The organism is Pontibacter toksunensis (assembly GCF_042686245.1).
Classification (GTDB): Bacteria; Bacteroidota; Bacteroidia; order Cytophagales; family Hymenobacteraceae; genus Pontibacter; species Pontibacter toksunensis.
Genome location: NZ_JBHUOX010000004.1, coordinates 274359 through 298715, shown reverse-complemented (window position 1 = coordinate 298715; position 24357 = coordinate 274359). Strand labels below are relative to the sequence as shown.

General features: G+C 48.3%; 24 protein-coding genes. 12 read left to right on the top strand and 12 right to left on the bottom strand.

All coding sequences use genetic code 11. The features are described 5' to 3' along the window. Positions 1–363 precede the first annotated feature (363 nt). Together ACFS7Z_RS07695 and aroC are read left to right on the top strand one after the other, a co-directional pair. Positions 364–1821 carry a BatD family protein gene (locus ACFS7Z_RS07695; RefSeq protein WP_377483020.1) on the top strand — a complete coding sequence of 486 codons (1458 nt, stop codon included), beginning with the start codon at positions 364–366 and terminating at the stop codon, positions 1819–1821. A 3-nt stretch (positions 1822–1824) separates the two neighbouring features. Further along, complete coding sequence (gene aroC / locus ACFS7Z_RS07690; protein ID WP_377483018.1) at positions 1825–2904, top strand: chorismate synthase; 1080 nt, start codon at positions 1825–1827, stop codon at positions 2902–2904. Between the two features lie 3 nt (positions 2905–2907). Here the strand turns inward: aroC and ACFS7Z_RS07685 are convergent, their stop codons facing one another. The 4 genes from ACFS7Z_RS07685 to ACFS7Z_RS07670 form a co-directional block, all read right to left on the bottom strand. Further along, a complete protein-coding gene (locus ACFS7Z_RS07685) occupies positions 2908–3591 on the bottom strand; it encodes an ATP-binding cassette domain-containing protein (RefSeq protein WP_377483016.1) in 684 nt (227 codons plus the stop codon). Then, a complete protein-coding gene (locus tag ACFS7Z_RS07680) occupies positions 3584–3904 on the bottom strand; it encodes a hypothetical protein (RefSeq protein ID WP_377483014.1) in 321 nt (106 codons plus the stop codon). The genes ACFS7Z_RS07685 and ACFS7Z_RS07680 overlap by 8 nt, the downstream gene beginning before the upstream one ends. Positions 3905–4009: 105 nt before the next feature. Next, positions 4010–5398 carry a sodium:proton antiporter gene (locus ACFS7Z_RS07675; protein WP_377483012.1) on the bottom strand — a complete coding sequence of 463 codons (1389 nt, stop codon included), beginning with the start codon at positions 5396–5398 and terminating at the stop codon, positions 4010–4012. A 257-nt stretch (positions 5399–5655) separates the two neighbouring features. Then, positions 5656–5844 carry a hypothetical protein gene (locus ACFS7Z_RS07670; protein WP_377483010.1) on the bottom strand — a complete coding sequence of 63 codons (189 nt, stop codon included), beginning with the start codon at positions 5842–5844 and terminating at the stop codon, positions 5656–5658. 462 nt (positions 5845–6306) lie between these two features. On the opposite strand from ACFS7Z_RS07670, the gene ACFS7Z_RS07665 reads away from it, so the two are divergent. Further along, a complete protein-coding gene (locus ACFS7Z_RS07665) occupies positions 6307–6918 on the top strand; it encodes a NifU family protein (RefSeq protein ID WP_377483008.1) in 612 nt (203 codons plus the stop codon). A 237-nt stretch (positions 6919–7155) separates the two neighbouring features. Here the strand turns inward: ACFS7Z_RS07665 and secDF are convergent, their stop codons facing one another. From secDF to ACFS7Z_RS07630, 7 genes are all read right to left on the bottom strand, one after another. Continuing rightward, positions 7156–10173 (bottom strand): protein translocase subunit SecDF, encoded by a 3018-nt coding sequence (gene secDF / locus ACFS7Z_RS07660; RefSeq protein WP_377483006.1) that lies wholly within the window; start codon positions 10171–10173, stop codon positions 7156–7158. A gap of 176 nt (positions 10174–10349) precedes the next feature. Then, a complete protein-coding gene (locus ACFS7Z_RS07655; protein ID WP_377483003.1) occupies positions 10350–10682 on the bottom strand; it encodes an RNA methyltransferase in 333 nt (110 codons plus the stop codon). A gap of 98 nt (positions 10683–10780) precedes the next feature. Continuing rightward, complete coding sequence (locus ACFS7Z_RS07650) at positions 10781–11473, bottom strand: potassium channel family protein (protein ID WP_377483000.1); 693 nt, start codon at positions 11471–11473, stop codon at positions 10781–10783. Beyond that, positions 11470–12090, bottom strand: coding sequence for a uridine kinase family protein (locus ACFS7Z_RS07645; protein ID WP_377482998.1), 621 nt, complete (start codon positions 12088–12090; stop codon positions 11470–11472). The genes ACFS7Z_RS07650 and ACFS7Z_RS07645 overlap by 4 nt, the downstream gene beginning before the upstream one ends. An 83-nt stretch (positions 12091–12173) precedes the next feature. After that, entirely contained in the window at positions 12174–12752 is a 579-nt protein-coding gene (locus tag ACFS7Z_RS07640) for a non-canonical purine NTP diphosphatase (protein WP_377482996.1), read from the bottom strand. Positions 12753–12834: 82 nt separating this feature from the next. Further along, positions 12835–13065, bottom strand: a complete 231-nt coding sequence (locus ACFS7Z_RS07635) for a hypothetical protein (protein WP_377482994.1) — start codon at positions 13063–13065, stop codon at positions 12835–12837. A 40-nt stretch (positions 13066–13105) separates the two neighbouring features. After that, positions 13106–13621 carry a phosphoribosyltransferase family protein gene (locus tag ACFS7Z_RS07630; protein WP_377482992.1) on the bottom strand — a complete coding sequence of 172 codons (516 nt, stop codon included), beginning with the start codon at positions 13619–13621 and terminating at the stop codon, positions 13106–13108. A 181-nt stretch (positions 13622–13802) separates the two neighbouring features. Between ACFS7Z_RS07630 and ACFS7Z_RS07625 the strand changes: the two genes are divergently transcribed. The 4 genes from ACFS7Z_RS07625 (at position 13803) to hemC (ending at position 17571) form a co-directional block, all read left to right on the top strand. Continuing rightward, the gene (locus ACFS7Z_RS07625) at positions 13803–14048 is read left to right on the top strand and encodes a type B 50S ribosomal protein L31 (RefSeq protein WP_115565539.1); all 246 of its coding nucleotides are present in this window, start codon (positions 13803–13805) and stop codon (positions 14046–14048) included. Between the two features lie 78 nt (positions 14049–14126). Then, positions 14127–15317 carry a GlmU family protein gene (locus ACFS7Z_RS07620; RefSeq protein WP_377482990.1) on the top strand — a complete coding sequence of 397 codons (1191 nt, stop codon included), beginning with the start codon at positions 14127–14129 and terminating at the stop codon, positions 15315–15317. 112 nt (positions 15318–15429) lie between these two features. Continuing rightward, on the top strand, positions 15430–16554 hold the full coding sequence (locus ACFS7Z_RS07615) for a DNA polymerase III subunit (protein ID WP_377482988.1): 1125 nt from the start codon (positions 15430–15432) through the stop codon (positions 16552–16554). Between the two features lie 63 nt (positions 16555–16617). Continuing rightward, a complete protein-coding gene (gene hemC, locus ACFS7Z_RS07610; protein WP_377482986.1) occupies positions 16618–17571 on the top strand; it encodes a hydroxymethylbilane synthase in 954 nt (317 codons plus the stop codon). Positions 17572–17830: 259 nt separating this feature from the next. On the opposite strand, the gene ACFS7Z_RS07605 is transcribed toward hemC, so the two are convergent. Then, positions 17831–19378: an alanine/glycine:cation symporter family protein gene (locus ACFS7Z_RS07605; RefSeq protein WP_377482984.1), complete on the bottom strand. Its 1548-nt coding sequence runs from the start codon at positions 19376–19378 to the stop codon at positions 17831–17833. Between the two features lie 458 nt (positions 19379–19836). On the opposite strand from ACFS7Z_RS07605, the gene ACFS7Z_RS07600 reads away from it, so the two are divergent. The 5 genes from ACFS7Z_RS07600 (at position 19837) to ACFS7Z_RS07580 (ending at position 24353) form a co-directional block, all read left to right on the top strand. After that, positions 19837–20484 carry a peptidylprolyl isomerase gene (locus ACFS7Z_RS07600; RefSeq protein ID WP_377482982.1) on the top strand — a complete coding sequence of 216 codons (648 nt, stop codon included), beginning with the start codon at positions 19837–19839 and terminating at the stop codon, positions 20482–20484. Between the two features lie 7 nt (positions 20485–20491). Then, positions 20492–21394 carry an SDR family oxidoreductase gene (locus ACFS7Z_RS07595; protein ID WP_377482979.1) on the top strand — a complete coding sequence of 301 codons (903 nt, stop codon included), beginning with the start codon at positions 20492–20494 and terminating at the stop codon, positions 21392–21394. Positions 21395–21575: 181 nt separating this feature from the next. Then, positions 21576–23228, top strand: coding sequence for a sodium-dependent transporter (locus ACFS7Z_RS07590; protein WP_377482977.1), 1653 nt, complete (start codon positions 21576–21578; stop codon positions 23226–23228). 6 nt (positions 23229–23234) lie between these two features. Continuing rightward, positions 23235–23399 (top strand): hypothetical protein, encoded by a 165-nt coding sequence (locus ACFS7Z_RS07585; protein ID WP_377482975.1) that lies wholly within the window; start codon positions 23235–23237, stop codon positions 23397–23399. A 3-nt stretch (positions 23400–23402) separates the two neighbouring features. Beyond that, positions 23403–24353, top strand: coding sequence for a ComEA family DNA-binding protein (locus tag ACFS7Z_RS07580; RefSeq protein WP_377482972.1), 951 nt, complete (start codon positions 23403–23405; stop codon positions 24351–24353). The last annotated feature ends 4 nt before the right edge of the window (positions 24354–24357 follow it).

The following is a 24357-nucleotide window of genomic DNA, read 5'->3' as shown; positions in this document are numbered from 1 at the left end:
GTACCTGCTGTTGTGGATCAACCTACGGCAGAGGGGTTGGTATTGGATTGCATCGTTCTTAAGAAGTTTAAGAAGAAGGGGGTATGAAGCAAGCGCCTGTTACAGGGCCATCACTTTTACCATTTTTATATAAAAATTACCCGCAGAGGCCATAAGAGAAGAAAAGCCTGGAAAAAGCAGGACTTACTGGCAGGTTTTCCTGAGTCATATTCTCCTGAATTATTCTTTAGCTTCATGTTTTTGGTGAATAAATTGTACTGTCAGTACATGGTTTGCAGGGCGTTAGCGCGTTGTATTTTTGTATACACTTCCCTGTAAGTGCTTTAATTGCTAAATTTGCTTTTTGTGAATTTTAACTTGGTTATGCCCCTGCGGCACCTGTTTATGCGGCTGTTTGTTCTTTTGTTTCTTATCTGCGTTGCTTCTGTTGTCCCTGCCTGGGCGCAGCAGATCAGCTTGGAGTTAGGCAAGAGCCCGCTGCCCCTAAACCAGTACTATACCATCTCCATCAAGCTGCAGGATCAGCCGCTAAAGGAATACACTCCCTTTCCGGAGATAGAAGGCTTTAAGAAAAGCAACAAGTACTCTTCTACCAAGACAATTATTACAGGAGGGAAAACCACCACTATCCTTACCATCACGCAGAACTATGCGGCGCTGGAGGAGGGGGAGTATGTGCTGAAGCCTTTCTCGATGCAGGTGAACGGGAAAGCGGTGCAGTCGAAGGGAATGGAGATTGAGGTGACGGCGATGCAAGAGAATGCCTCCCAGCAGCTGAACCTGCCTGACATGATTGCGGAGGATGAAGAACCCGATGCAACGGATGAGCCGGAGTTTGTTGACAAAGATGACAATGCCTTTCTGACCATATACACCGATAAAGAAGAAGTGTTTGTGGGAGAGGGCATAAACGTGGTGCTGTACTTTTACCTGGCAGAAACAGATCAGCGCCTGCTCGACTTCTATGACTTTGCCAACCAACTCTCTGGCATCATACGGCAGTTAAAGCAACCCAATGTGTGGGAGGAGACGTTTGATTTTACAGAAATCACGCCTGAGAATGTGACGGTAAGAGGAGAGCCATACCTTCGGTTCAAACTATACGAGGCAGTGCTGTACCCGCTGAACCTGGAGCCAATCAGCTTCCCGCAACTGAAGCTGCAGATGATCAAGTACAAGGTGGCAAAAAATCCGAGTTTGCTGGCAGAGGACCGGCAGGAGGGCTATAAGATATTCTACTCCAGGGAGCGCGTGATACCGGTAAAGGAGCTGCCTCCACACCCGCTGCGCGATGTGGTGCCGGTTGGCAACTATACCTTAAACGAGAGCCTGTCGAAGAAAAGAGTGGCTGCAAACAAAAGTTTTACTTATCTTTTCGAGGTAAACGGAGAAGGAAACCTGGCTGCCATTATGCCGCCTGTGCCGGAAGCGCCACCTGGGCTGGAGTTTTACCCGCCTGATGTGCGGCAGGATGTTACAAAGCGGTCCGGTAGAGTGGTGGGGTCTAAAACCTTTGCTTATACTGTGCTGCCACGGGAGCCGGGGCAATATAAGATGGGCAAAGTGCTGCAGTGGATATACTTCAACCCGACCACAGCCTCTTATGACACCCTGCGGCCTTCACTGCAGGTGCAGATCACGGGTGCCCGCGGCAACGATGCCCTGGTCCTGTCCAGAGATTTAGGATCTTTTTATAATATCATCGAGAACGAAGACAACGCGCTGGTGGATATGCACTTTTTCGACACGATAAAGCGCTACACAAACATTATTCTGCTGGTACTGCTTGCTATAGCAGCCTTTGTTTTCCTAAAGAAATAGAACATGAGCAACACATACGGAAAGCTTTTCCGCATTACTACTTTTGGTGAGTCGCATGGTGCGGCTGTGGGCGTTATCATAGATGGCTGCCCGGCCGGCCTGGAGGTAAACCTCGAGGAGATTCAGCACGCATTGGACCGCCGGCGCCCCGGACAGTCTGCTATCACCACACCCCGCAAGGAGGAGGACAAGGTAACGGTGCTGTCAGGTATTTTTGAAGGCATGACGCAAGGCACCCCGATTGCCATGGTAGTGAACAACAAAGACCAGCACAGCCACGACTACAGCCATATACAGCATGCCTTCCGCCCGTCGCATGCCGACTATACCTATACCGCCAAGTACGGTACGCGCGACTACCGCGGCGGCGGCCGCAGCTCTGCCCGTGAAACGGTAGCCCGCGTGGCAGCAGGCGCGCTGGCAGCCAAACTGCTGGAGAAGCATGGAATCAGCGTAAAGTCTTACGTGTCGCAGGTGGGTAAGATAAAGCTGCAAAAGGCCTATACAGAGCTCGACCTGAACCAGATTGACTCCAACATTGTGCGCTGCCCAGACGGTGCCACAGCCTCGCGTATGATTGGCCTGATAGAGGATGCACGAGACAGCCTCGACACGATTGGCGGTGTGGTAAGCTGCGTGATAAAGGGCGTGCCAGCCGGTTTGGGAGAGCCTGTTTTCGACAAGCTGCATGCCGAATTAGGCAAGGCTATGCTCAGCATTAACGCGGTAAAAGGCTTTGAGTACGGCAGTGGTTTTGAAGGCGTAAAGATGCGTGGCTCCGAGCATAACGATGAGTTTTACACCGATGAAGCAGGAAAAGTCCGTACCCGCACCAATAACTCAGGCGGCATACAAGGCGGCATCAGCAATGGCCAGGACATCTACTTTAATGTAGCCTTTAAGCCGGTGGCCACTATTCTGCAGCCGCAGCAAACCATTAACGATACAGGAGAAGACATCACCCTGAAAGGCAAAGGCCGCCACGACCCCTGCGTATTGCCCCGTGCTGTGCCCATTGTCGATGCTATGGCCGCCCTTGTGCTGGCAGATTTCATGATGCGCCAGCAGGCAAATAAAGTATAGTAGTTATTTTTCCGTGGCGGTGCCTGCTGGTATGTAGCCCCAATCAATCAGTTCTTCCGGGCTGCTGATGGGCCGGCAGGCACCGTCTGTGAGCAGGATCAGCCGATTGCTTACCCGCAGTACTGCCCGGTAATCATGGTCTGTGATGAGGAAACCTTTGGTAGGCAGGTGGCTTTGAAGCAGCTCCTCTATCTGCTCCACATACAGGGGCTCTACGCCCGAGAAAGGTTCATCGAGTAGCAGGAACTTCACATCCATTCGCAAGAGCAGGAGCAGTTCAAAATACCGCAACTCACCTTTCGACAACTCACCTGCACGCTTGTTAAAATGTTTCTGTAGCCGCTTGTTCTGCTTCAGGACGTCCTGCTTCTCCTCCTGGGGAAGGTATAGGTTGATGGTTTTGGTTAAACTGATGTTATTGGGCAGGAAATCCTGCTGGGGCAGGTAAGCGAGCAGACCTGTATGCAGGTAGGGCTGCTGGTATACTTTCCCGTCTATGCTGATGTGCTTGTTATCCGTGTGTTTTGTGCCGAAGATTATTTTGAGTAAGGTTGTTTTGCCGCAGCCATTCCGGCCCAGTAACCCTACAATTTCGCCTGTGCCGCAGCGCAGGAAGATGTCGCTCAGGAGCTTTCTTTCCCCGACGGAATACAGCACGCTGTCCACCACCAGTGTATGCTCAGCCATGCAGCAGGTAAACTTTAAGGAGGAACAACAGAACAACCAGCAGCAGGTTAACCGACAGCGTGCCTATGACCAGGTGCAGCCTGCTTAGTCCCTGGTTGTGGTAAAAGTAATACTGCTGGCTATGGCGCTGCTCAAACAGGTACAAAGCCAGTAAGAAACCGCCCGTCACCAGGCACAGGCTAAAGCCGTTTATTATGCCGACTACTTTATTTTCGCTAACAGCAATGCAGGCTACCCCTATCAGCAGCGAGAAGGGCAGATTAAAGGAATGGAGGCTTCTGTAATAGTGAAAGAGCAGCTTTAGCTTTGTCATGTGGAGCGCCTGGTATAGGAAGATAAGTATAAATCCGGAAAAGGCCTAAAGCAAAAACGCCACCCTGTTTCCAGCGTGGCGTTTTTATGTATATAACTTTTGGTTCTAAAACAGGCTCAGGTATATGGACAGGAACCAGATTAATGCAAGTGCCGGTAACAGGAACGGGATAGAATAACGCACAATGTAAGCGAAGAAAGTCGGCATCTTGATACCTGCGCTTTCAGCAATTGCCTTCACCATAAAGTTTGGCCCGTTACCGATGTAGGTGAAAGCCCCAAATAGTACAGCCGCCAGCGAAATAGCCTCTAGCAGAATGAGGGTTTCCGGGTCGGCTCCTGTGCCTGTAGCGAACTGTCTTACTTCTACCACGCTGTTCTGGGCCATGTCATACTTGGCCATGGCCAGCGACAGGAAGTTGGCGTATGTTGGTGCGTTATCAAGGAAGCCGGAGAGAGAACCTGTGGCCCAGTAAAGGAAGTCAGGTGTAATGAACTTGGCATACTGCGGTGCAGAAGCAATTTCGGCAGAAAGTTGCAGGGCGGGCATCATGGTAAAGAAGATACCAAAGAACAGGAACACCACCTCCAGAATAGGATGAAAGTTAAACTTGTTACCAGCAAGGGCTGTCTTGCTGGAGAAACGGAAGCAAAGAAAAGCAGCGCCTAACTGTATAATCTCACGCAGGAAGGAAAACTTGTTACCGTCATACGGAATGTAGGGTAGCCCGTCAATTACGTTAGGGTCCAGGAAGATAGCGCCGATGATAATGGCCAGCCAGAAGAGGTTGCGTTTTCCGGTCACATAAAACTCTGTCTTTTCTTCATTTTTGGCTATTACCTCCGGGCGTGCTTTGAACGCTGTTTCTTTATTGCGGCTGTCCACTATGTAGAAGATAAGGCAAAGCAAACCAACAGCTACAACCCATGGTAAAAACAGGTGCTGCAGCGTCCAGAAGAAGGGAACTCCTTTCAGAAAGCCAATGAACAAAGGCGGGTCGCCAAGGGGTGTCAGCAAGCCACCGGCATTACTCACTATAAAGATAAAGAAGATAATTTGGTAAGGCTTGATGCGGTGCACATTTAGGCGGATAAACGGGCGTATGAGGAGCAGGGAAGCTCCTGTTGTACCTACGAAATTCGCCAGTACAGCGCCTACAGCAACTAGGGCCACATTCATAAGCGGTGTGGCATTAGCGTTAATGTTAATGTATATACCACCGGCAGCAATGTACAGTGAGGAAAGCAGAATGGCAAAAGAAGCATATTCTGCCAGCGTATGCGCCGGCATGTGATAATCCTGCAAAACAACGAGGTAATATGCCAGCACAGTTAAGCCAAGTGTTACGGCTACAATTTTGTAATTGTGTTCCCAGAAGTGTCCGAAGAAAATCGGGCCGGCGGCAATCATGCCAATGAGAAGCAGGAAAGGTATAATAAGGAAGACTGGAAGCGCATGCTGGGCCTGCGCCAGCAGAATGAAGTTAAATAGCATGTTTAGAAAATGCGGTGGTACGTCAGTTCAAATTTGCTTGCGGTGCAAAGATACGTTTTCTGAGGTAATTAGCTAATCAAAACTACCCACCGGAGGCTCCTGCCGAGACTTGTTCGCAGTTGTTTTTGCTTTATAGAGTAACTGATAAAATTGAAAAGCTTTTTGTGGGGCTGATAAGATACGCTTCAGGCAAGGGTAAAACAAGGCTTCAAAAAACTGGCTTACCCGTGCCTGAAGCGCATTACAAAGAGGTTTGATTATTTTATTGGTATATCCGGTGTCGTATCGATGTAAACTACCGGTATGTTTTCGTCTTTCACTACATCAGAAGCATCGGCGGTACGCTCTCCATCCGGGGATCTCGCTGCTGAGTTTGTGCTGTGCTGGGTATCAGCATCAGCTTTCTTATTATGTGATTCTTCTGTTCTGCTTTCTTCTCTTTCCATAATATTTACTTATTGTTCTTACTAGCGTTTGCTTAAATTTTAGATTTAGTTACTATACGAATAGTACTGGGAAAAGACCGGGAGAGAATAAGGAAGTGAGAAAACAGGAGAAATTTACGTATAAAACCAGCTTTTTCATCGGAATTTTTCCTGCAAGCAAGCTTTTATACGTAAAGATATTTTACTTAAAAATTGTATTATGCTGTTATGTCTACCTTGCCGTAAATGCAGGATGCGTCAGATTTACTCCTTGTATAAAGTCCTCTAAAGCAGTAAAGCAGGCTGTTGTAAAATCCAATGTGAGCTGTTGCTCCCAATATTGGTAAGGACTGCGGTGGCTGTATGATGTTGATAAGGGTTCTGGCAACACCTACGGCTGTACTACTTCTCAGAAATATTGACTAATTTTGGAAACTTAAAGGTATAGCCTTAGGTTTTACTACTATAACACAGAGAAATATCATGATAGAAAATAAAGAAAAAGTGGTTTCTGTCTACGCAGAGGCCAACCCGAACCCGGAGTCAATGAAGTTTGTGATGAACGTGCAACTGCTGCCGGATGGTCAGAGCGTGGATTATCCTACTTTGGAGAGCGCTTTGGAGTCGCCGCTGGCGCAGGAGCTTTTCAACTTTGACTACGTATCACGAGTTTTCATTGCAAGCAACTTTGTGACAGTGACGAAGGGTACTGACCTGGAGTGGGTGAAGCTGATTCCGGAACTGCGCACTTTCCTTAAGTCATATATCGAGGCTGGCGGACCAGCGTTTAACGAAGGCTTTTCAGCTGCTAAACCAGAGACTACTGCCACTAATGGTGAGGCATCAGAAGAAGACGCAGCAATCTCTAAAAAAGTGATTGACCTGTTGGAGAACTATGTAAGGCCGGCTGTGGAGCAGGACGGCGGTAACATCACCTTCAAGTCTTACCACGATGGCGTCGTAACGGTGTTCTTGCAAGGTTCATGCAGTGGCTGCCCATCTGCAACTGTTACTCTAAAATCTGGTATTGAGAACCTGCTGAAGCGTATGGTGCCTGAGGTGAAAGAAGTAGTTGCTGATGGCATAACTATTTAAGTAGAAGATATTATACCAAGGAATAAAAGAAGAAGCCAGCCCTCAAGAGGGCTGGCTTCTTCTTTTATTCTTAAGTTTGATAAGATGTAGTGTGTTCTGCTAGTGCAGGCTCGGCACTGGCGGCACCTCTTTCTATGAGTTCTTCAATCATACCAAATGGATTCAGGATATGGATATAAAACAGGAAAGCCCGGAGCACTTGCTCCGGGCTTTCCTGTTTTATATGAATCTTAATGCTTAGCGTGCTGTCTGTGCAACCTGTGCAGAAGCGACAGGTGTATCTTCTTCCTTGATAGTATCCACTACAATTGGTGTAGCGATAAACAGGGAAGAATAAGTACCGGCCAGCACACCGATGATCATTGCCAGTGAGAAGCCACGAAGAACTTCGCCACCAAAGAAGAACAGAATCACAACCACCAGGAACAATGTCAGGGAAGTAATGATAGTACGGCTGAAGGTACTAATCAGGGCTGGGTTCACGATGTCTCTTACCCGGGCACGCGGATTATCCTGCATGTACTCACGCACACGGTCAAAGATTACCACGGTATCGTTAATAGAGAAACCAATGATGGTCAGAACCGCTGCAATAAACACCTGGTCTATCTCATAAGAGATGCCGAACAGGTCCAGGATAGAGAACACAGCGATAATCATCAGGGCATCGTGCAGCAAAGCGATTACACCACCTAAAGAGAACTGCCACTTTCTGAATCGAAGCATTACGTACAGGAAGATACCAAGCAGCGCCAGTAACATCGCGATTAAAGCAGTGTTCTGGATATCGTCTGCAATCGTGGCACCTACCTTAGAAGAGCTCAAAATTTCTGGGTTCAGGTTGTTGTATTCCTCTAAACCGCTCAACAGGGCTGCTTTTACCTGCTCGTCTGCTTCTATGCTTTCATCATCTGCCAACCAGCTCGTCGTAACTTTTAAACGGTTAGGGGTGTCATATGTCTTCACCTCCGTGCCTGCTTCCTGGAAATCATCGGCCAGCGCAGTGCGTACATCAGATGCCGGAACAGCCTGATCCAACTCTACTACATAAGAACGACCACCTTTGAAGTCAACACCCAGGTTAGGACCGCCGTTAATGTACATCGCAACAAAGCCAAACACCAAGATGCCAATCGAGAAGGCATACGCTGGCTTTCTGTACTTCATTACATCGAATGTGATGTTTCTGAACATCTTACCAGAGATAAAGGTCGAGAAAGATAATTTGCCACCTCTCTTGAAGGCGTTCTCAACAAATACTCTTGAAATAAACACTGATGTAAAGAAGGAAGTCACGATACCAATCATCAGGGTAATAGCGAAGCCTTTCACAGGACCGGAACCGAAGAAGTAAAGGATAAATCCTACCAGGAAAGTTGTAACGTTCGCATCCAAGATAGTACTGAATGCCTTATCATACCCTTTGTTAATGATCTCACGCATCGGCAGCCCCTTCAGGGACTCTTCCCGCATACGCTCAAATATTAGTACGTTCGCATCCACAGCCATACCCAATGTAAGTACAATACCGGCAATACCAGGCAGTGTAAGGGCAGCATTGAACTGTGCCAGCACACCCAGGATGAAGAACACGTTGAAAAGAAGAGCTAAGTCAGCAATGAAACCCCCACGGCTGTAGTAAGCAATCATGAAGATAACCACGATAGCGAAACCAGCAAGGGTAGAAATCAAGCCTTGGTTGATAGCTTCCTGGCCAAGAGAAGGACCTACTACGGCTTCTTCCACGATGCGTGTTGGAGCTGGCATTTTACCGGCCTTCAGGATGTTTGCTAAGTCCTGTGCTTCTTCTACAGTAAAGTTACCGGAGATAGAGGAACTACCGCCCGTGATCTCACCCTGTACTACCGGTGCAGAGTATACATAGTCATCGAGTACGATAGCTACTTGGCGGCCTACGTTTTCTCCTGTCAGTCGCGCCCACTTCTTGGCACCCGTAGGGTTCATGGTCATGCTGATTTCAGGGCGACCTGTCTGGTCGAAGTCCTGACGGGCATCGTTAACAGCCTCGCCAGTTAATGGAGCCTCGCCACCACGTCCTTTTTTAATAGCATAGAATTCTACGAACTGCTGGTTGTTGTCACCTGCAATTGGCTTTACACCCCAAAGGAACTTCATGTTAGGAGGGAAAATACCACGTACTTCAGTGCTGTTGAAGATGTCGTTGATCTTAGCAGTATCCCGTACGTTAGCACCGATGCCGCTTGGCATTTGTGTAAACAAACTGGTTAGCACACTGTTCTGCTGCGCGTTAGCCAGTGAGTCAAGCGTTGAAGTGGCAGCAGCAGAGTCTGTCTGTGCAGAAGCGATGGCAGTAGAATCTGGAGTGGCAGCAGAATCAGTAACAGCAGCCTGTGCCAGTACATCATCCGCAGCAGCATCCTGTACAACCGCTGCATTGCCAGCGGCATTCGTAGGAGCAGCATTGTTATTAGTAGCAATATTTAGCTTACCTGCTTTCTGTTGCGCATCCAGGTACTGGCCCAACTGAACAAAGTAAGGGCTGAACTCCTGCGGAGACCATACTTCCCAGAACTCCAGGTTCGCCATACCCTGCAACAGGTTGCGTACGCGGTCTGGGTTGTCGATACCTGGTAACTCAATCTGAATACGGCCGGTACCTTCCAGGCGCTGGATGTTTGGCTGTGTTACACCGAATCTGTCGATACGCGTGCGCAGGATGTTGAAAGAGCGGTCAATGGCGTCTTCTACTTCTGTTTCGATGACATCAATTACCTCCTCATTCGTAGACTCGTAGCTGATTTTGCCACGGTTTGCTGTGTTAGAGAAGATACGGCTCAGGCGGCCTTCCGGCTCAATCTCGCGGTAAGCCTCAGCAAAGAGCCTTGTAAAGGGTTCCTGGCTGTTTTTCTGCAGTTCCTGTGCACGGGCCAGCGCCTTCAGGAAGTTAGGGTCTTTGCTGTTGCCAGACATGGAACGGATGATCTCCACAGGAGACACCTCCAGCACCACGTGCATACCGCCTTTCAGGTCAAGGCCAAGACCAAGCTCGTTCTCTTTGATTTCCTGATAGGTCATTCCCATAAAGATGGGCTGTCCGGATACAGAATCGAGGTAGCTCTGCATTCTTACAGGGTTTACATTGCCTTGTGCATCTGTGGCATATAGCTCAGCCTTGTTTTGCACACTGCGGGCAATAAAAGAGAAAGACAGGTAGTAAAGGCAGAGCGCCGATACAATTACTGTCAGAACAATAATGAACGTTTTATTCCGCATTTTTAATTAATAATAGAATAGATATAATTGAATTTGTTTGAATACTATCAAGTTTCCCCTCTCCTTTTTATAGGCAACTATAAAAAGCGGCTGATGCGTTCCGTAGGCTATAGTTATTAGCCTGCCGAATGACCGGAAATTAGCAAAGGGAATAAAAAACGAAGGGGAGGGGTGGCCTAAGGGGCGTTAGGCTGAATGGTGATAGGGAAAATACGAGATACAAAGCCAATACCCGGAGGTATAGTCGTGTAAGCCGGTAAAAGTTCGTCCGTTGGTTTGGCAAAGGATGGCTGCTGCGGCAGCGGCACAGCGGCCTGCTGCAGGTTTAGCGCCACAAACGAAGTGGTCGCCTCCAGCGACACCTTCTGTTTTACCTCTGTTCTGTTCTCTGAAGCAGGAACAGTAGCCAGTTTAGAATCTGACTGCTGTGCCGGGCCGTTTACCGCCGAGGTATAGGCTACCACTTCCTGGCCGTTGAGCATAAGCGCCCACAGCAGGGTTACAGACATCAGAAGATGCTTAAAGTGGTAAGATATCTTTTTGGCGTTCGGCATTTGTACTGTGTTGCTTACAAATGTAATGCCTTTTTCTTTTAAAAAGGAAATCCTTAGCGGTTTATATCGATAAATCGCTTTACGTCATGCTTTTTACCTATAAGAATCAGAATATCTGAGGGATAGATAATGGTGTCGGCCTTTGGCACACCGATGATATGCTCTACCTGCGTAGGCTTACCGTCTTGAATTTCCTCGAAAAAGCGCTTGATGGTTATCAGGTTGAGGTTATACTTTTCCCGGAGCGATATCTTGGCGATGCTGCGGTTGGCGATATTACGAGGCGCGTTAATCTCCACAATCTCATAATTATCGGGCAGGGGCAGGAACGTACGGATGCTGGGCTGCAGCAGGCGCTCTGCCACAGTTTTACCTACTTCACCCTCCGGTGACAGAATCTCCTGCACCCCCATCTTCTCCAGGATGCGGCGCTGCTGCTTGTTGGAGGCACGCGTAATCACACGCTTCACGTTCAGCTCCTGCAGGTTCGCCGTTGTAATCAGCACAGCCTCAAAATCTTCGCCAATGGCCACAATCACAGCATCCATGTCCTGGATGTTCTGTGCCTCCAAGGCGCGGATATCGGTGGCATCGAATGCAACGGCATAGGCTACCTCATCTTTTATGGCCTCTACATGGTCCTCTGAGTAGTCGATGGCAATTACCTCGGCCCCACGCTCTGCCAGAGTGCGGGCAATGGAGTTTCCGAATATGCCCAGTCCGATTACAGCAAACTTGTGCCTCATGCTTTTATTTTAGTGTTTAAGAATGTGGTAAGCACCTCCAGTCCTCTCTCAAAATGGCTGTTGTTCGGGATAACGATGTCGGCGTCGTTTTTATACGGCTTAATGTACTTTTCGTAAGTTGGGGCCACATGGTGCGTGTAGCGGTACAGCACGTCTTCCAGGTCGTAACCCCGCTCAATGCGGTCGCGCACGATGCGGCGCTGCAGTTTGATGTATTCTTTTGCGTCGATGTATACTTTTAGGTCCAGCAGGCTGGCGATATCCTCAAAATAAAACACAAAGATGCCTTCCACTACCACAATCGGAGCTGGCTTGAACTCCAGCTGTTTCGGCACTACGTTCGGATTGTTAAAGGTATACTCGGTGCGGTAAACAGTCTCTCCCTGGCTCAGTTTCAGGATGTCATGCGCATAGGCTTCATGGTCGATGCAGGAGGGAAGGTCGAAGTTGACAACTCCGTTCAGGTCCTTCGTCTGGAACTCGCGTGATTTGTAATAGTTGTCCTGAGAGACGAGGCAAACGTTTTCCGGTGAGAACGACGTGAGTAGCTTGTTCAAAAAAGTCGTTTTTCCTGAAGCACTACCTCCTGTAATCCCGACAATAAATGGCTTTTGCATAGGAAGCTATGGTTTCAGGCTACAAAATTACGACATAAAGCAGAACAAGACCACTGCCTTCTCACTTTTTTAAACATAATGATTTAGAGTGCTTTCAGGAAAGTGACCAGCCGTTGTACTGCCCGTCCGCGATGGCTGATAGCATTTTTCTCTTCGGAGCTCATTTCAGCGAAAGTGCGGTCGTATCCGTCTGGCACAAAAACGGGGTCATAGCCGAAGCCTTTGTTTCCTTTCCACTCCTTGCTGATGGTGCCGTCTACTATGCCTTCAAACTGGTGCTCCTCCCCATCCAGTATGAGGGTTATGGAGGTACGGAAGCGGGCCTTACGGTTATCGTGCGGCTCCAGGTTCTGCAGCAGTTGCCTGATGTTATCGCTGTCGGAGCGTTGCGGACCGGCATAGCGGGCAGAGTATACGCCTGGGGCACCGTCTAAGGCCTCTACTTCCAGGCCGGTATCGTCGGCAAAACAACTCACGTTATAGTGCTGCCACACATACTCTGCTTTTTGCCGCGAGTTGCCTTCCAGCGTGTCCTGCTCTTCCGGCAGTTCTTCGTGGCAGCCAATGTCCTGCAGGCTCAGTAATGCATACTTACCCTCCAGCATTTGGCTCACCTCGGCAAGTTTATGTTTGTTGTTAGTGGCAAAACAGAGTTGCTTCATAGTATAAAATTTTGAGAACTTCTTAAAGGTCGTTTACTTCGCTTAGAGCGCTATAACTTTTACAATTTGAATTCCACATATACTAAAAGTATAAGCTGGCAGCCAATGTGTAGACAGTAATTCTCAATAAAAAGCGATAGGAGATAAGTACTTCAGTAAGTCCTTTAGCAAAAGCCAACTCATGGTAGATAAACAACTCAGAAAGTGTAGCCGTAACTATTCCTAAAATGGCGCCTTTCATCAGGAAGATATTTCTGCCTTTTTGCCTAGTCTTGCTCCATGTTTTCAGAAATGCCTTGTCGTTTGCTGTCATGAGTATGAGGTGGAAGTATGCTCAACAGATATAGCTGTAGTTAATGCAGATACGCCCCATACTTCTCCTCGTTCAGGTATACCATGATGTGCTCGTTCATGGTAGTGGCCAGGGAGTAGCCGGTATAGGTGGCGGCAACAGGGTAGAGCGGGTGGTGGCGGTCTACGAGGGTTGCAATTTCCACCTTCTTTGGGTTATGCGCTAGGAACGTGTTCAGGGTATAGGCCAGTGTTTTACCTGTGTTTAGTACATCATCCACCAGCACAATCACTTTTCCTGATAGCGTAGGCTGCTCCGGCTCCAGAATAATAGGTTCATTCAGTGGAGCCGTTTTATTCAGTGTGATGGAGAGTAACTGCACCTGTATGGGAGAAATAGCCTGCAGCTTTGCAGCCAGCATCTGCGCAAGGGTATAGCCGTTCTCATGAATACCCGCCAGTACCAGTTCCCGCTCCTCAAAGTTCTTTTCGTATATCTGGTAGGCAATGCGCATTACTTTCTGCTCAATCTGTGCCTTGTCCAGTATCAGGTTCTGTTCTTGTAGTTGTGGTGCCATGGTGTCAGAATTATGGTTTTTTGCCATCGGAAGCGGATGCTAAGGCAAATTTAAGAAGAATTTACCTTAGCCCTTAAGTTATATTACATGCAAAATAATTTAGTGGTAGCATTTTTCTTTCCGGATTAATTTGTAAATTTGCAGTCCGATAGAGAATTAAGGTTAATTAACGTTTATAATAATGAAAAAAGGCATTCATCCAGAATACAGAGAGGTGGTTTTCCAGGACACGTCCAGCGACTACAAAATCATCACTCGCTCTACCATGACTTCTGATGAAACCATCACCATGGAAGACGGCAAAGAATATCCGGTTATCAAGGTCGAGGTTTCTTCTGCTTCACATCCATTCTACACTGGTAAAAACCTGTTTGTGGATACTGCAGGTCGTATCGACAAGTTCAAGCAGCGTTACCAAAAGAAATAAGCGGTTAATTCCGGTTAAAACGTTTCAAAAAAGAAGTCTTCCTGAAAATATCGGGAAGACTTCTTTATTTTTGCCCTTATGAACATTATTCTTTTCGACGACCCTGCCATACGGGAAAACCTGCTGCCCCTCACTTTTACAAGGCCAGTGGCTGGGATTAGGGTTGGTATACTCACCATTGCCGAAAAATGGAACACCTATATGGGCGAGGCTGTTTCGTGCCTGGCGCAGCCATACCTGCAGGAGAAGTTTAAGGCGTTTTTTGGTACGCACAACTTGTACATCAACGGTGCCGCTTGCCCAAATGAAAGTCTGCTACAGTCAGTCCGGGAACTGAAGATGGGGGAGGCCCTGTATCATGGAGACACACTTGTTGCGCTTAACGGCGACAACCTGGAGATGCATACCATAGAAGAACTTCTCTCTCAACCTGCTTCCAGGAGGCAGGAGTGCGATACTTGCACCATTATCAAAAATGTCTGGGATATTTTTCTAAACAACGGCCAGCAGATTCGCAGCGACTTTAAGGTGCTCACACAAGACAGGCAGAGCCAGCCCGTGAATGACAGGCACACGATAGTTTATGGGGAAGAGAATATCTTCATAGAGGAAGGCGTGAAAATACGCGCGGCTGTGCTCAACGCAGAAAACGGCCCTATCTACATCGGTAAAGATGCTCAGGTACATGAAGGTGCCGTGATTAGAGGGCCGTTTGCCTTGTGTGAGGGTAGCAATGTGAATATGGGCGGCAAGATGCGCGGCGATGTAACAGTTGGTCCTTTCTGTAAAGTGGGCGGAGAGGTGAGTGCTTCTGTTATTCTGGGCTATAGTAACAAAGGGCATGAGGGCTTCCTGGGAAACTCTGTAATAGGAGAGTGGTGCAACCTGGGTGCCGATACCAACACCTCGAACCTAAAGAACAATTATGCGGAAGTAAAACTTTGGAACTACGCCAAAGGCGAATTTAAAGGGACAGGGCAGCAGTTTTGCGGCCTGATTATGGGCGACCACAGCAAAGCGGGAATCAATACGATGTTCAACACCGGAACAGTGGTGGGCGTGAGTGCCAATATTTTCGGAGCCGGGTTTCCCCGTACTTTCATTCCTTCGTTCAGTTGGGGCGGTGCCGCAGGATTTGAGACTTACCAACTCACCAAAGCCTTTGAAGTAGCTGCCAAAGTAATGGAGCGCCGGGATATTCCATTCGACGAGACGGAGAAAGCCATACTATACAGTGTATTTGAGCAAACACAGCAGTACCCGAGGTAGGCTTGAATTGTTTGATTGTTGAGTGGCTAAATTGTTATTTTTAAGAAACAGCAATCAAACAATTTTACCATGCAGCCATTCAACCCCATTCGTAATTCATAATTAATAATAAGTGCAGTTTTCAACTATCATAGGTCATCAGGAAACAAAGCAGCTGTTGCTGAAGTCGGTGCAGCAAAACCATGTGGCGCATGCACAGCTGTTTCTGGGCCAGGAGGGAAGCGCGAATCTGGCGCTGGCGCTGGCCTATGCCACCTACATTAACTGCGAGAACAAGCAACCTGACGACTCCTGCGGCACCTGCAACAGCTGCGTGAAGATGAACAAGCTGGTGCACCCCGACTTTAACTTCGTGATGCCTGTTACCACCACTAAATCGGTGAGCAAAGATGCGTTGAGCAACAAGTTCATGAATGAATGGCGGGAGTTTGTGCTGGCTAGTCCTTACCAGGGCCTGAACGAGTGGATGCAGCATATCGGTGCTGAGAATAAACAGGGCAACATCTCCAAAGATGAAAGCCGCCAACTGGTAAAGCTGGTGTCACTGAAAGCTTTTGAGGGGGCTTATAAAATTGTGGTAATCTGGTTGCCGGAGCTCATGCACTCTTCTGCGGCCAATGCCCTGCTGAAGCTGCTGGAAGAGCCGCCTGCCCAAACCCTTTTTCTGCTGGTGTCGCAGTCGGCGGAGAAGCTGCTGGCCACTATTACCTCACGTACCCAGATTATGAAGGTGCGGAACTTCACAGAACAGGAGGTAGTGGATTACCTGCAGCAAAAGTATAACTCCGACGACACAACAGCGAACCAGATTGCGCAGCTGGCCGAAGGAAACCTGAATGCGGCCGCCAAACTAACTTCTGAAATCAGCAGCGACTACTTTATGTTCTTTACCGAATGGATGCGCCACTGCTATAGCTATAAGTTTGGGGAACTCATTGACATGAGCGACAGGTTTCAGACACTAGGTAGGGAGAACCAGAAGAACTTTCTGCTCTATGCGCTCAACCTGTTCCGGAAGGTAATGCTGTTTGGTGTGGACGGTTCCCTCATCTCGTTTCTGCCACCCGCAGAGCTGGATTTTGTGCAGAAATTTTCAAAAGTGATAACGGAGGCCAATGCCGGGCAGTTGGCAGAAGAGCTGAACCAGGCGCACTACCATATTGAGCGAAATGCAAACCCGAAGATGGTTTTTGTAGACAGCTCTATTCAGATAGCAGGTTATCTGCGTAAGAGTTAGTGGTTATTTGTTAATTGATTATTACTGATAATTTGTTCAGCAACTGATAGTATAAATTATTTGATGGCAGAGAACACCTTAGATAAAACCATACGCATTGGCACACGCGGCAGTAAACTGGCGCTGTGGCAAGCAGAGGCAGCCGCTGAAAAACTGCAAGCTGCCGGTCTCAAAACAGAGCTGGTCATCATTAGTACAAAAGGCGACCAGGTGCTGGATAAATCGCTGGACAAGATAGGCTCCAAAGGCGTCTTCACGGAAGAGCTGGAGGTAAGCCTGCGCGAAGGGAAAGTGGAAATCGCTGTGCACAGCGCCAAAGATGTGCAGTCTACCATTCCGGCTGACTTGGAGTTGATCGCGTTTATGGAGCGCGAAGAGGTAAACGACGTTATTCTGAGTTTTGACCCGAACTTTAAGCTGGATCGTGCAAGCAAAGCCCTGATTGGTACTTCCTCCACGCGCCGCAAAGCCTTACTGAGGAAGTATTATCCCAATGTCACCACGGCAGAATCAAGAGGAAACCTTCAGACACGCCTGCGCAAGCTGGAGGAAAAGCAGTTCGATGCCCTGATGCTGGCCTATGCCGGAGTAGTGCGCATGGGCTACGATAACCTTATTGTGCATACTTTTCCGGCAGATGAGTTTGTTCCCGCTGCAGGACAGGGTAGTGTGGCGATTGAGTGCGCCAGAGACTTAGAGCCGGAAGTAAAGAAGGCAATCAAGAACGCTCTAGACCACGCAGATACCCATACCAGTCTGCTGGCTGAACGCGGTTTCCTTAGAACAATGGAGGGGGGCTGTAGCATACCTTCTTTTGCGCTGGCCAGGTTAACAGATGAGGGCATTAGTATAACCGGAGGGCTCATTAGCCTGGACGGGCAAACACTGCTACAGGAAACACTTTCCGGTTCTACGGAAGTGGCAGAAAAGCTGGGAGAGCAGCTGGCTAGAAAAATATTGGACCAAGGCGGCGATGCCATCCTGAAAAGCATCAAAGCCCAGCGCAGCGAAGTATAGGCATCGCGCAAAAAAAACTAAACGAGGAGAGCCGCTTCAGTCTAACTGAAGCGGCTCTTCTCGGTCACATACTTTCCCATAGAGGTCATAGCATTCATGCTTGTCATCCTGAAAAGTTCTTGATAGAAGGGGGGTAAGCTGATGCGACTGGCCAACAAGATCCTTTCAGGATGACAAAATGAGAGGCTTTATTCTAAAAGTACAGAGGGAGTAAGCAGTTAGTACTCTTTTAACTTAAAGCTATCTTTTGTCCAAAACACTAAGCCTGTGCTGCTTCTACTGCATCCTCAGTCAGCGGTGTGTTTTTAGATGACCGGGCGTAGCTCAAAAATGCCTGCATCTCACGTTTCACGCCTGGTGCCAGTATGTATAGCCCTACCATATTGGGTATACTCATGGCAAAAAGCATGGCATCGGAGAAAGCTACTACACTGCCCAACTGCATAGGAGCACCCAGTATGATAAAGAGGCAAAAGATAATTTTAAAGCTAATGTCAGATGCCCGGGTGTTGCCGAAAAGGTATGTCCAGGATTTCAGTCCATAGTAGGACCAGGTGATCATGGTAGAAAAGGCAAACAGAATAACGGCACCTGCCAGCACCAGCGGAAACCAACTGATAACTGTGGCAAATGAAGCCGAGGTCAGGGCGATTCCGTCACCCAAGTCCATATCATAGGCACCAGTTACCACAATTACCAGGGCTGTCATGGTGCACACAATCACAGTATCTATAAATGGCTCCAGCGAAGCAACAAATCCCTCTGTAACCGGCACGTTTGTCTTAACGGCCGAGTGTGCAATAGAGGCAGAGCCAATACCGGCCTCGTTCGAGAAAAGGCCTCTTCTTAAGCCCTGTATCATCACCCCAACAACACCGCCGGCTACAGCGCTGCTCGTAAAGGCACCTTCAAAAATCAGTACAAATGCTTCCGGTATCCGGGTAAAATTGACTACCAACACGATGATAGCGGCAATAATGTAGATACCGCACATCAGTGGCACCACCTTTTCTGTTACCTGCGCAATACTTTTCATGCCGCCTATAATCACAAGCCCCACCAGCACCGACATAATCAGGCCAAATATCCAGGCATTTCCGGCTGCAAAGAAAGACGCTTCGCCACCTGTTACGCTAATGAACTGCTGGGTTGCCTGGTTGATCTGGAACATGTTACCGGCCCCAAAAGCGCCCCCGATACACATGAGCGCAAAGAAGGCAGCCAGGAATTTACCGAGCTTGCCCATGCCCTTTTCCTTCAGTCCCTTGCTCAGGTAATGCATTGGTCCACCAGATACGGTGCCGTCTGCATGTACATCGCGGTACTTTACGCCCAGCGTGCAGGACACAAATTTAGACGACATGCCCAGCAAGCCTGCCATTATCATCCAGAAGGTAGCGCCGGGGCCACCCAGGGAAATGGCAATAGCAACCCCCGCTATATTACCCAGGCCCACCGTGCCGGACACAGCAGCTGTCAGCGCCTGGAAATGCGACACCTCACCCGATGCGTCTGGTTGGTTGTATTTCCCACATACAATATCTATAGCATGCCTGAAGCCTCTGATGTTGATAAACCCCAGGTAAAAGGTGAAAAAGATGGCCCCGGCCAGCAGCCAGACGAGGATAAGCGGAATTGGATTTCCCCCGATGGTTACTTCATAGAAGATAATATCAGAGATGAATTCAGCGGTAGGGGCAACAGCGGTATCAATTTGTTCATCAATGGAGTAGGTGCGTTCTTCCTGTTCCAGCAGGGTACTACAAGAAATTAAGGAAAGTACTGTAAATAGTATAATTTTCTTCATCAGGTAGGTTAGGTTGATTAGTCAGTATTGCTAAAATTACCCATTTTTTACCTGATTTTAAAGGAATAGGTGCCTTTGCCCTTATTAGTACAATTATAAAAACGATATGTTTAATTCATGCCTTTCCGATGGGGCTTAAGAAGTAATTTGTATGATAAAACAAATAGTATCTTTCTTGTTAAGGACGCAGAACTGATTGGAGTTGTACTTCCTGCTGTTGTGTATGCTTTTTATGTATGACCTTCTCTTATATAGAAACGAAGTAGAACATGTTGAAGAACTAACGAAGTTGCAATATGGTAAATCCTGTAGAACATAAGCTGCCTGCTCGAAGTATGGCACTTGCAGGAGGTATAAAATGCTTGAAAAATGTAAAGGAGAGCGAAAAAGACTTAATTTTGAGAAACTGTTAACTGTATTCAGGTAAAAATAGAGAAGCTTAACCCATTTATAAAGAGATGAAACTGCTAAAAAGTATAGCCTTAGTGGCCGTGATGATGCTGCTTTTGCCTGCCGTTGTGCTGGCCCAGAAGCCAAAAGGGAAAGACCAACTGGTGACAATACAAACACCGCAGGGCGAGATAAAGCTGGTGCTGTTTGATGATACTCCCAAACACAAGGAAAACTTTCTGAAACTTGCCAAAGAAGGCTATTATGACGGCACCACATTCCACCGCATCATTGACGGTTTTATGATACAGGGCGGCGACCCGAATACAAAAGACAGCGAACCAGGGAATGATGGCACAGGTAATCCCGGCTACACCGTTCCCGCCGAAATTAACCCGAACCACAAGCATGTGCGGGGTGCCGTGGCGGCCGCACGCCAGGGTGATAATGTGAATCCATCCAGAGCGTCCAGCGGCTCCCAGTTTTATATTGTGGAGAACCATGAGGGAACTCCAGTGCTGGACGAAGCTTATACTGTTTTCGGGCAGGTGGTAGACGGGCTGGATGTCATTGATAAAATTGCGGAGCAGCCAAAAGACGGTCGTGATCGCCCCTTAAGTGACATAAAAATGAAAGTGGAGGTAGAGAAGGTCAGGAAAAAGAAGATTGCTAGAAAGTATAACTACGACTATAACACGCAGACACTGGAGAAATAAGCAACAAATGAAAAAGATACTGATTACAGGCTCAAATGGCCTGCTGGGCCAGAAACTGGCAGAGCTACTGCTGCCGAGGCAAAACGTAGAACTGCTGGCTACCAGCCGTGGAGAGAACAAATTGGCAGAAGTGCTGCCCACTCTTCCTTTTAGGAGCATGGATGTAACCAAGCCGGAGGAAGTAGAGCGTGTTGTAAGCGAGTTTCGCCCGACCCACATCATCCATACCGCTGCCATGACCAATGTGGACCAATGCGAAAGTGACCATGACGGTGCTTTGCTCCTGAACCGTGACGCCGTGCAGTACCTGGTGGATGCCTGTGAGAAGTATAACGTACACCTGGTACACGTATCTACTGACTTTATATTTGACGGGAATAATGGGCCTTATGATGAGGAGGCCGAAGCAAGCCCGGTCAACTTCTATGGCGAAAGTAAACTGCAGGCAGAGCAGATTGTGAAGCAGGCCAAGTGCAAATGGGCTATTCTAAGAACGGTGCTGGTGTATGGTATTGCCCATGAGTATGGTCGCTCTAACATTGTGCTGTGGGTAAGGGACAGCCTGAAAGCAGGCAAGGTCATTAAGGTGGTAACCGATCAGTTCCGCACGCCTACACTGGCCGAGGACCTGGCGATGGGCTGTTGGCTGGCCGTAGAGAAAGATGCGGAAGGCATCTTCAACATCTCCGGAAGCGAGTTGCTGACGCCTTACGACATGGCGATGCAGGTGGCAGAGTTCTTCGCCCTCGATAAATCACTGATAGACAAAGCAGATGGCAGCACCTTTTCTCAGCCTGCCAAACGACCTGCGCGTACCGGGTTTATCATCCGCAAAGCAGAGAACCTGCTTGGCTACCGACCGCACTCTTTTCTGCAGGGCATACAGATGGTTGCGGAGCAGGCACAGTAAACTACGGCTTCAGTTAAAGAAGTGGTGAAGACTGCTGCTTTGACTGAAGCAATATTAAAAATATCTGATTTTTAATGGCACTCTCGGATGCTTTATCTATATTGTACCCTTTGATTTCATTCCGATACGAGCAAAATCTTAGTCTAACAAAACTAATCTAACCAACACTTCTACTTACTTTATGAGTGCTAACAAAGAATCGTGGGGGTCACGGGTCGGTCTCATCCTGGCGATGGCTGGCAACGCCGTGGGTCTCGGAAACTTCCTCCGTTTTCCGGTACAGGCGGTGCAGAACGGAGGCGGCGCCTTTATTATTCCCTATCTTATTTGCTTTCTAGTAATGGGTATTCCCCTCCTTTGGATTGAGTGGTCGATGGGCCGCTTCGGAGGAAAGCACGGGCACCACTCTACCCCGTTTATCGTGGATACGATGGGTAAGAACCGCCTCTGGAAATACGTGGGTGTGTTCGGTATCTGGACAAACATTGCGGTGGCTGCCTATTACTGCTACATCGAGTCCTGGACATTATCTTATGTTTTCCACTCCGTGATAGGTACTTTCAGTGGAATGGACCAGGAAGGGGTAGCAGCCTTCTTCGGAGAGTATGTTAGTCTGGGCACTTCTACTTTAGGTGTGCCGTATGAACCCATCGTATTCTATGTACTTTGCCTTTTACTGAACACTTGGATTCTCTCACAAGGGCTTGCATCTGGTGTGGAGCGTGTTGCCAAAATAGGTATGCCGATGCTTATACTGTTCGGCCTCTTTCTTGCTTTCAGGGGTGTTACGCTTACTGCCGGTGAGAACGGTGCTATTAACGATAGTTCTGTCGGCCTTAACTTCCTTTGGACACCTAACTTTGATGAGCTGTGGTCGCCTACGGTGTGGCTGGCAGCGGCTGGCCAGATTTTCTTTACCCTATCAGTAGGTATGGGCACGGTGCATTGCTACGCCTCTTATGTGCGGGGCAACGACGATATTGCCCTGAATGCGATGTCTGCCGGATGGATGAACGAGTTTGTGGAGGTAGTTTTGGGTGCATCTATCCTTATTCCAATCTCTATCGGTTACCTGGGCGTTGATCGGGTGTCAGAGATGGTGCAGTCGGGTGGTTTGGGCCTTGCCTTCCAGACACTGCCGTACCTCTTCTACCAGTGGGGTGATCTGTTGGGCGCATTGTCCGGTGTGATGTGGTTCGGACTCTTGTTCTTTGCAGGTATCACTTCATCGCTGGCCATGGGTACGCCCTGGATTGGTTTCCTGCAGGATGAGTTTAACTGGGGACGCAAATCAGCAGCCTGGTCATTTGGCTTGTTCGTGTTCCTGCTCGGTATGCCAACTGTGCTGTTCTTTAAATACGGCGTATTCGATGAGTATGATTACTGGGCGGGTACTGTGTCGCTGGTAGTTTTCGCCCTGTTCGAGTCTATACTGTTTGCCTGGGTGTTCGGTATGGATAGAGGCTGGAGAGAGATTATCTCCGGTTCCGATATCAAAGTACCCAACTTCTACAAATTTATCATCAAATTTGTAACACCGTTGCTGTTGCTGTGGGTGTTCATTGGTTCCCTGTTCACCCCGAAAGGTGGCGACTGGGGTGCTGCTATGATCGGCCCCTGGGTGCTGGACAACAGTTCTATCATCAACAAAATAAAGAACGTCGATTTAAAGGAAAAGCTGGCGGCAGCCACAGACCCTGCTGCCATACAATTGCTTGAGAACCAGATATTCTTTGTAAACGCATCGCGTATCCTGTTACTAGCTGTCTGGATTGCCCTGGCCTTGCTGGTGTACACGGCGTATAAGAAAAGAGTTAGAGAAGGTAGAATCTAAAAAAACATGAATACATCTGCACTTATTGTCATGCTTACCACCTTCACACTGGTAACCGGACTCATGATATTTTTCTTTTTCAAAGTATTGACCACACCGCCACGGCCTGAGCCGGATTCTTATCTCGATAACGATGATGAGCCGGAGCATCGGGTACCAAAAAGTAAATAACGAATGAAGAAGATCAGACTGGCTATCCGGCGCTACTTCGGCTTTTCACAAAGCGAGGTGAACGGGTTCCTGCTGTTGATTTGTATAATGGTGCTGCTTACGGCAGCACCATTTCTTTTTCATGCTTTTTACACCCCTACCTTCAACATCCAAACCACCTCCGACAGGCAGACATTGGACAGCCTGGTAGCGCAATTGGAGGCCAGGCAGCCGGAGCGGAGTAACAGCTTCTATAAGCGCCCGATAGCGGCGCTACGCCCTTTCAACCCGAACCAGCTAACAGCAGAAGAGTGGCAGGCTTTTGGTGTGCCAAAGTTCTTGGCACAGCGGATACTCAACTACCGCAACAAGGTGGGCGATTTTAGTTACAAAGCAGAGCTAGGTCGTATTTATGACTTTCCGGATTCTATATTCCAGCGGTTTTACCCTTACATTCAGCTACCGGAGGAGAAGCCAGCCAGGTTCAGCCGTTCACAAAATGTAGCCCACAACGAGCGCCCAACACTGGAACCGAACTGGAACAACAACCGCCCACCGCGTGAGCGTTTTATACTGGCACCTTTCAACATCAACACCGCCGACACCACACAACTGAAGCAAATCAGGGGCATTGGTTCTAAGTTATCGGCACGTATCGTGAAGTACAGGGACGGCTTGGGAGGCATCTATAGCATAGAACAACTAAAAGAGGTATACGGGCTGCAGCCTGAGGTAATAGACAGCCTGCATAAATATACTTTTGTGCCGGATGTCTATGCGCCGCAACAGCTAAGCTTAAATACCGCTACCGCTGATGAGTTAAAAATGCATCCGTATATTTCCTCTAATGCTGCACGGGCCATTGTAGCCTACCGGGAGCAACACGGAAAATACGAACGGCTGGAGGACGTACAAAAGGTGCGGCTTGTCTCAGCCGAAATGTTCGAGAAACTGAGGCCGTACCTTCAGCTGTAGAAGT

Excerpts from the sequence above, each read along its gene's own strand:
- ACFS7Z_RS07695 (WP_377483020.1), top strand. The coding sequence starts at position 364 with ATGCCCCTGCGGCACCTGTTTATGCGGCTGTTTGTTCTTTTGTTTCTT.
- aroC (WP_377483018.1), top strand. The coding sequence starts at position 1,825 with ATGAGCAACACATACGGAAAGCTTTTCCGCATTACTACTTTTGGTGAG.
- ACFS7Z_RS07685 (WP_377483016.1), bottom strand. The coding sequence starts at position 3,591 with ATGGCTGAGCATACACTGGTGGTGGACAGCGTGCTGTATTCCGTCGGG.
- ACFS7Z_RS07680 (WP_377483014.1), bottom strand. The coding sequence starts at position 3,904 with ATGACAAAGCTAAAGCTGCTCTTTCACTATTACAGAAGCCTCCATTCC.
- ACFS7Z_RS07675 (WP_377483012.1), bottom strand. The coding sequence starts at position 5,398 with ATGCTATTTAACTTCATTCTGCTGGCGCAGGCCCAGCATGCGCTTCCA.
- ACFS7Z_RS07670 (WP_377483010.1), bottom strand. The coding sequence starts at position 5,844 with ATGGAAAGAGAAGAAAGCAGAACAGAAGAATCACATAATAAGAAAGCT.
- ACFS7Z_RS07665 (WP_377483008.1), top strand. The coding sequence starts at position 6,307 with ATGATAGAAAATAAAGAAAAAGTGGTTTCTGTCTACGCAGAGGCCAAC.
- secDF (WP_377483006.1), bottom strand. The coding sequence starts at position 10,173 with ATGCGGAATAAAACGTTCATTATTGTTCTGACAGTAATTGTATCGGCG.
- ACFS7Z_RS07655 (WP_377483003.1), bottom strand. The coding sequence starts at position 10,682 with ATGTCTGTAACCCTGCTGTGGGCGCTTATGCTCAACGGCCAGGAAGTG.
- ACFS7Z_RS07650 (WP_377483000.1), bottom strand. The coding sequence starts at position 11,473 with ATGAGGCACAAGTTTGCTGTAATCGGACTGGGCATATTCGGAAACTCC.
- ACFS7Z_RS07645 (WP_377482998.1), bottom strand. The coding sequence starts at position 12,090 with ATGCAAAAGCCATTTATTGTCGGGATTACAGGAGGTAGTGCTTCAGGA.
- ACFS7Z_RS07640 (WP_377482996.1), bottom strand. The coding sequence starts at position 12,752 with ATGAAGCAACTCTGTTTTGCCACTAACAACAAACATAAACTTGCCGAG.
- ACFS7Z_RS07635 (WP_377482994.1), bottom strand. The coding sequence starts at position 13,065 with ATGACAGCAAACGACAAGGCATTTCTGAAAACATGGAGCAAGACTAGG.
- ACFS7Z_RS07630 (WP_377482992.1), bottom strand. The coding sequence starts at position 13,621 with ATGGCACCACAACTACAAGAACAGAACCTGATACTGGACAAGGCACAG.
- ACFS7Z_RS07625 (WP_115565539.1), top strand. The coding sequence starts at position 13,803 with ATGAAAAAAGGCATTCATCCAGAATACAGAGAGGTGGTTTTCCAGGAC.
- ACFS7Z_RS07620 (WP_377482990.1), top strand. The coding sequence starts at position 14,127 with ATGAACATTATTCTTTTCGACGACCCTGCCATACGGGAAAACCTGCTG.
- hemC (WP_377482986.1), top strand. The coding sequence starts at position 16,618 with ATGGCAGAGAACACCTTAGATAAAACCATACGCATTGGCACACGCGGC.
- ACFS7Z_RS07605 (WP_377482984.1), bottom strand. The coding sequence starts at position 19,378 with ATGAAGAAAATTATACTATTTACAGTACTTTCCTTAATTTCTTGTAGT.
- ACFS7Z_RS07600 (WP_377482982.1), top strand. The coding sequence starts at position 19,837 with ATGAAACTGCTAAAAAGTATAGCCTTAGTGGCCGTGATGATGCTGCTT.
- ACFS7Z_RS07595 (WP_377482979.1), top strand. The coding sequence starts at position 20,492 with ATGAAAAAGATACTGATTACAGGCTCAAATGGCCTGCTGGGCCAGAAA.
- ACFS7Z_RS07590 (WP_377482977.1), top strand. The coding sequence starts at position 21,576 with ATGAGTGCTAACAAAGAATCGTGGGGGTCACGGGTCGGTCTCATCCTG.
- ACFS7Z_RS07585 (WP_377482975.1), top strand. The coding sequence starts at position 23,235 with ATGAATACATCTGCACTTATTGTCATGCTTACCACCTTCACACTGGTA.
- ACFS7Z_RS07580 (WP_377482972.1), top strand. The coding sequence starts at position 23,403 with ATGAAGAAGATCAGACTGGCTATCCGGCGCTACTTCGGCTTTTCACAA.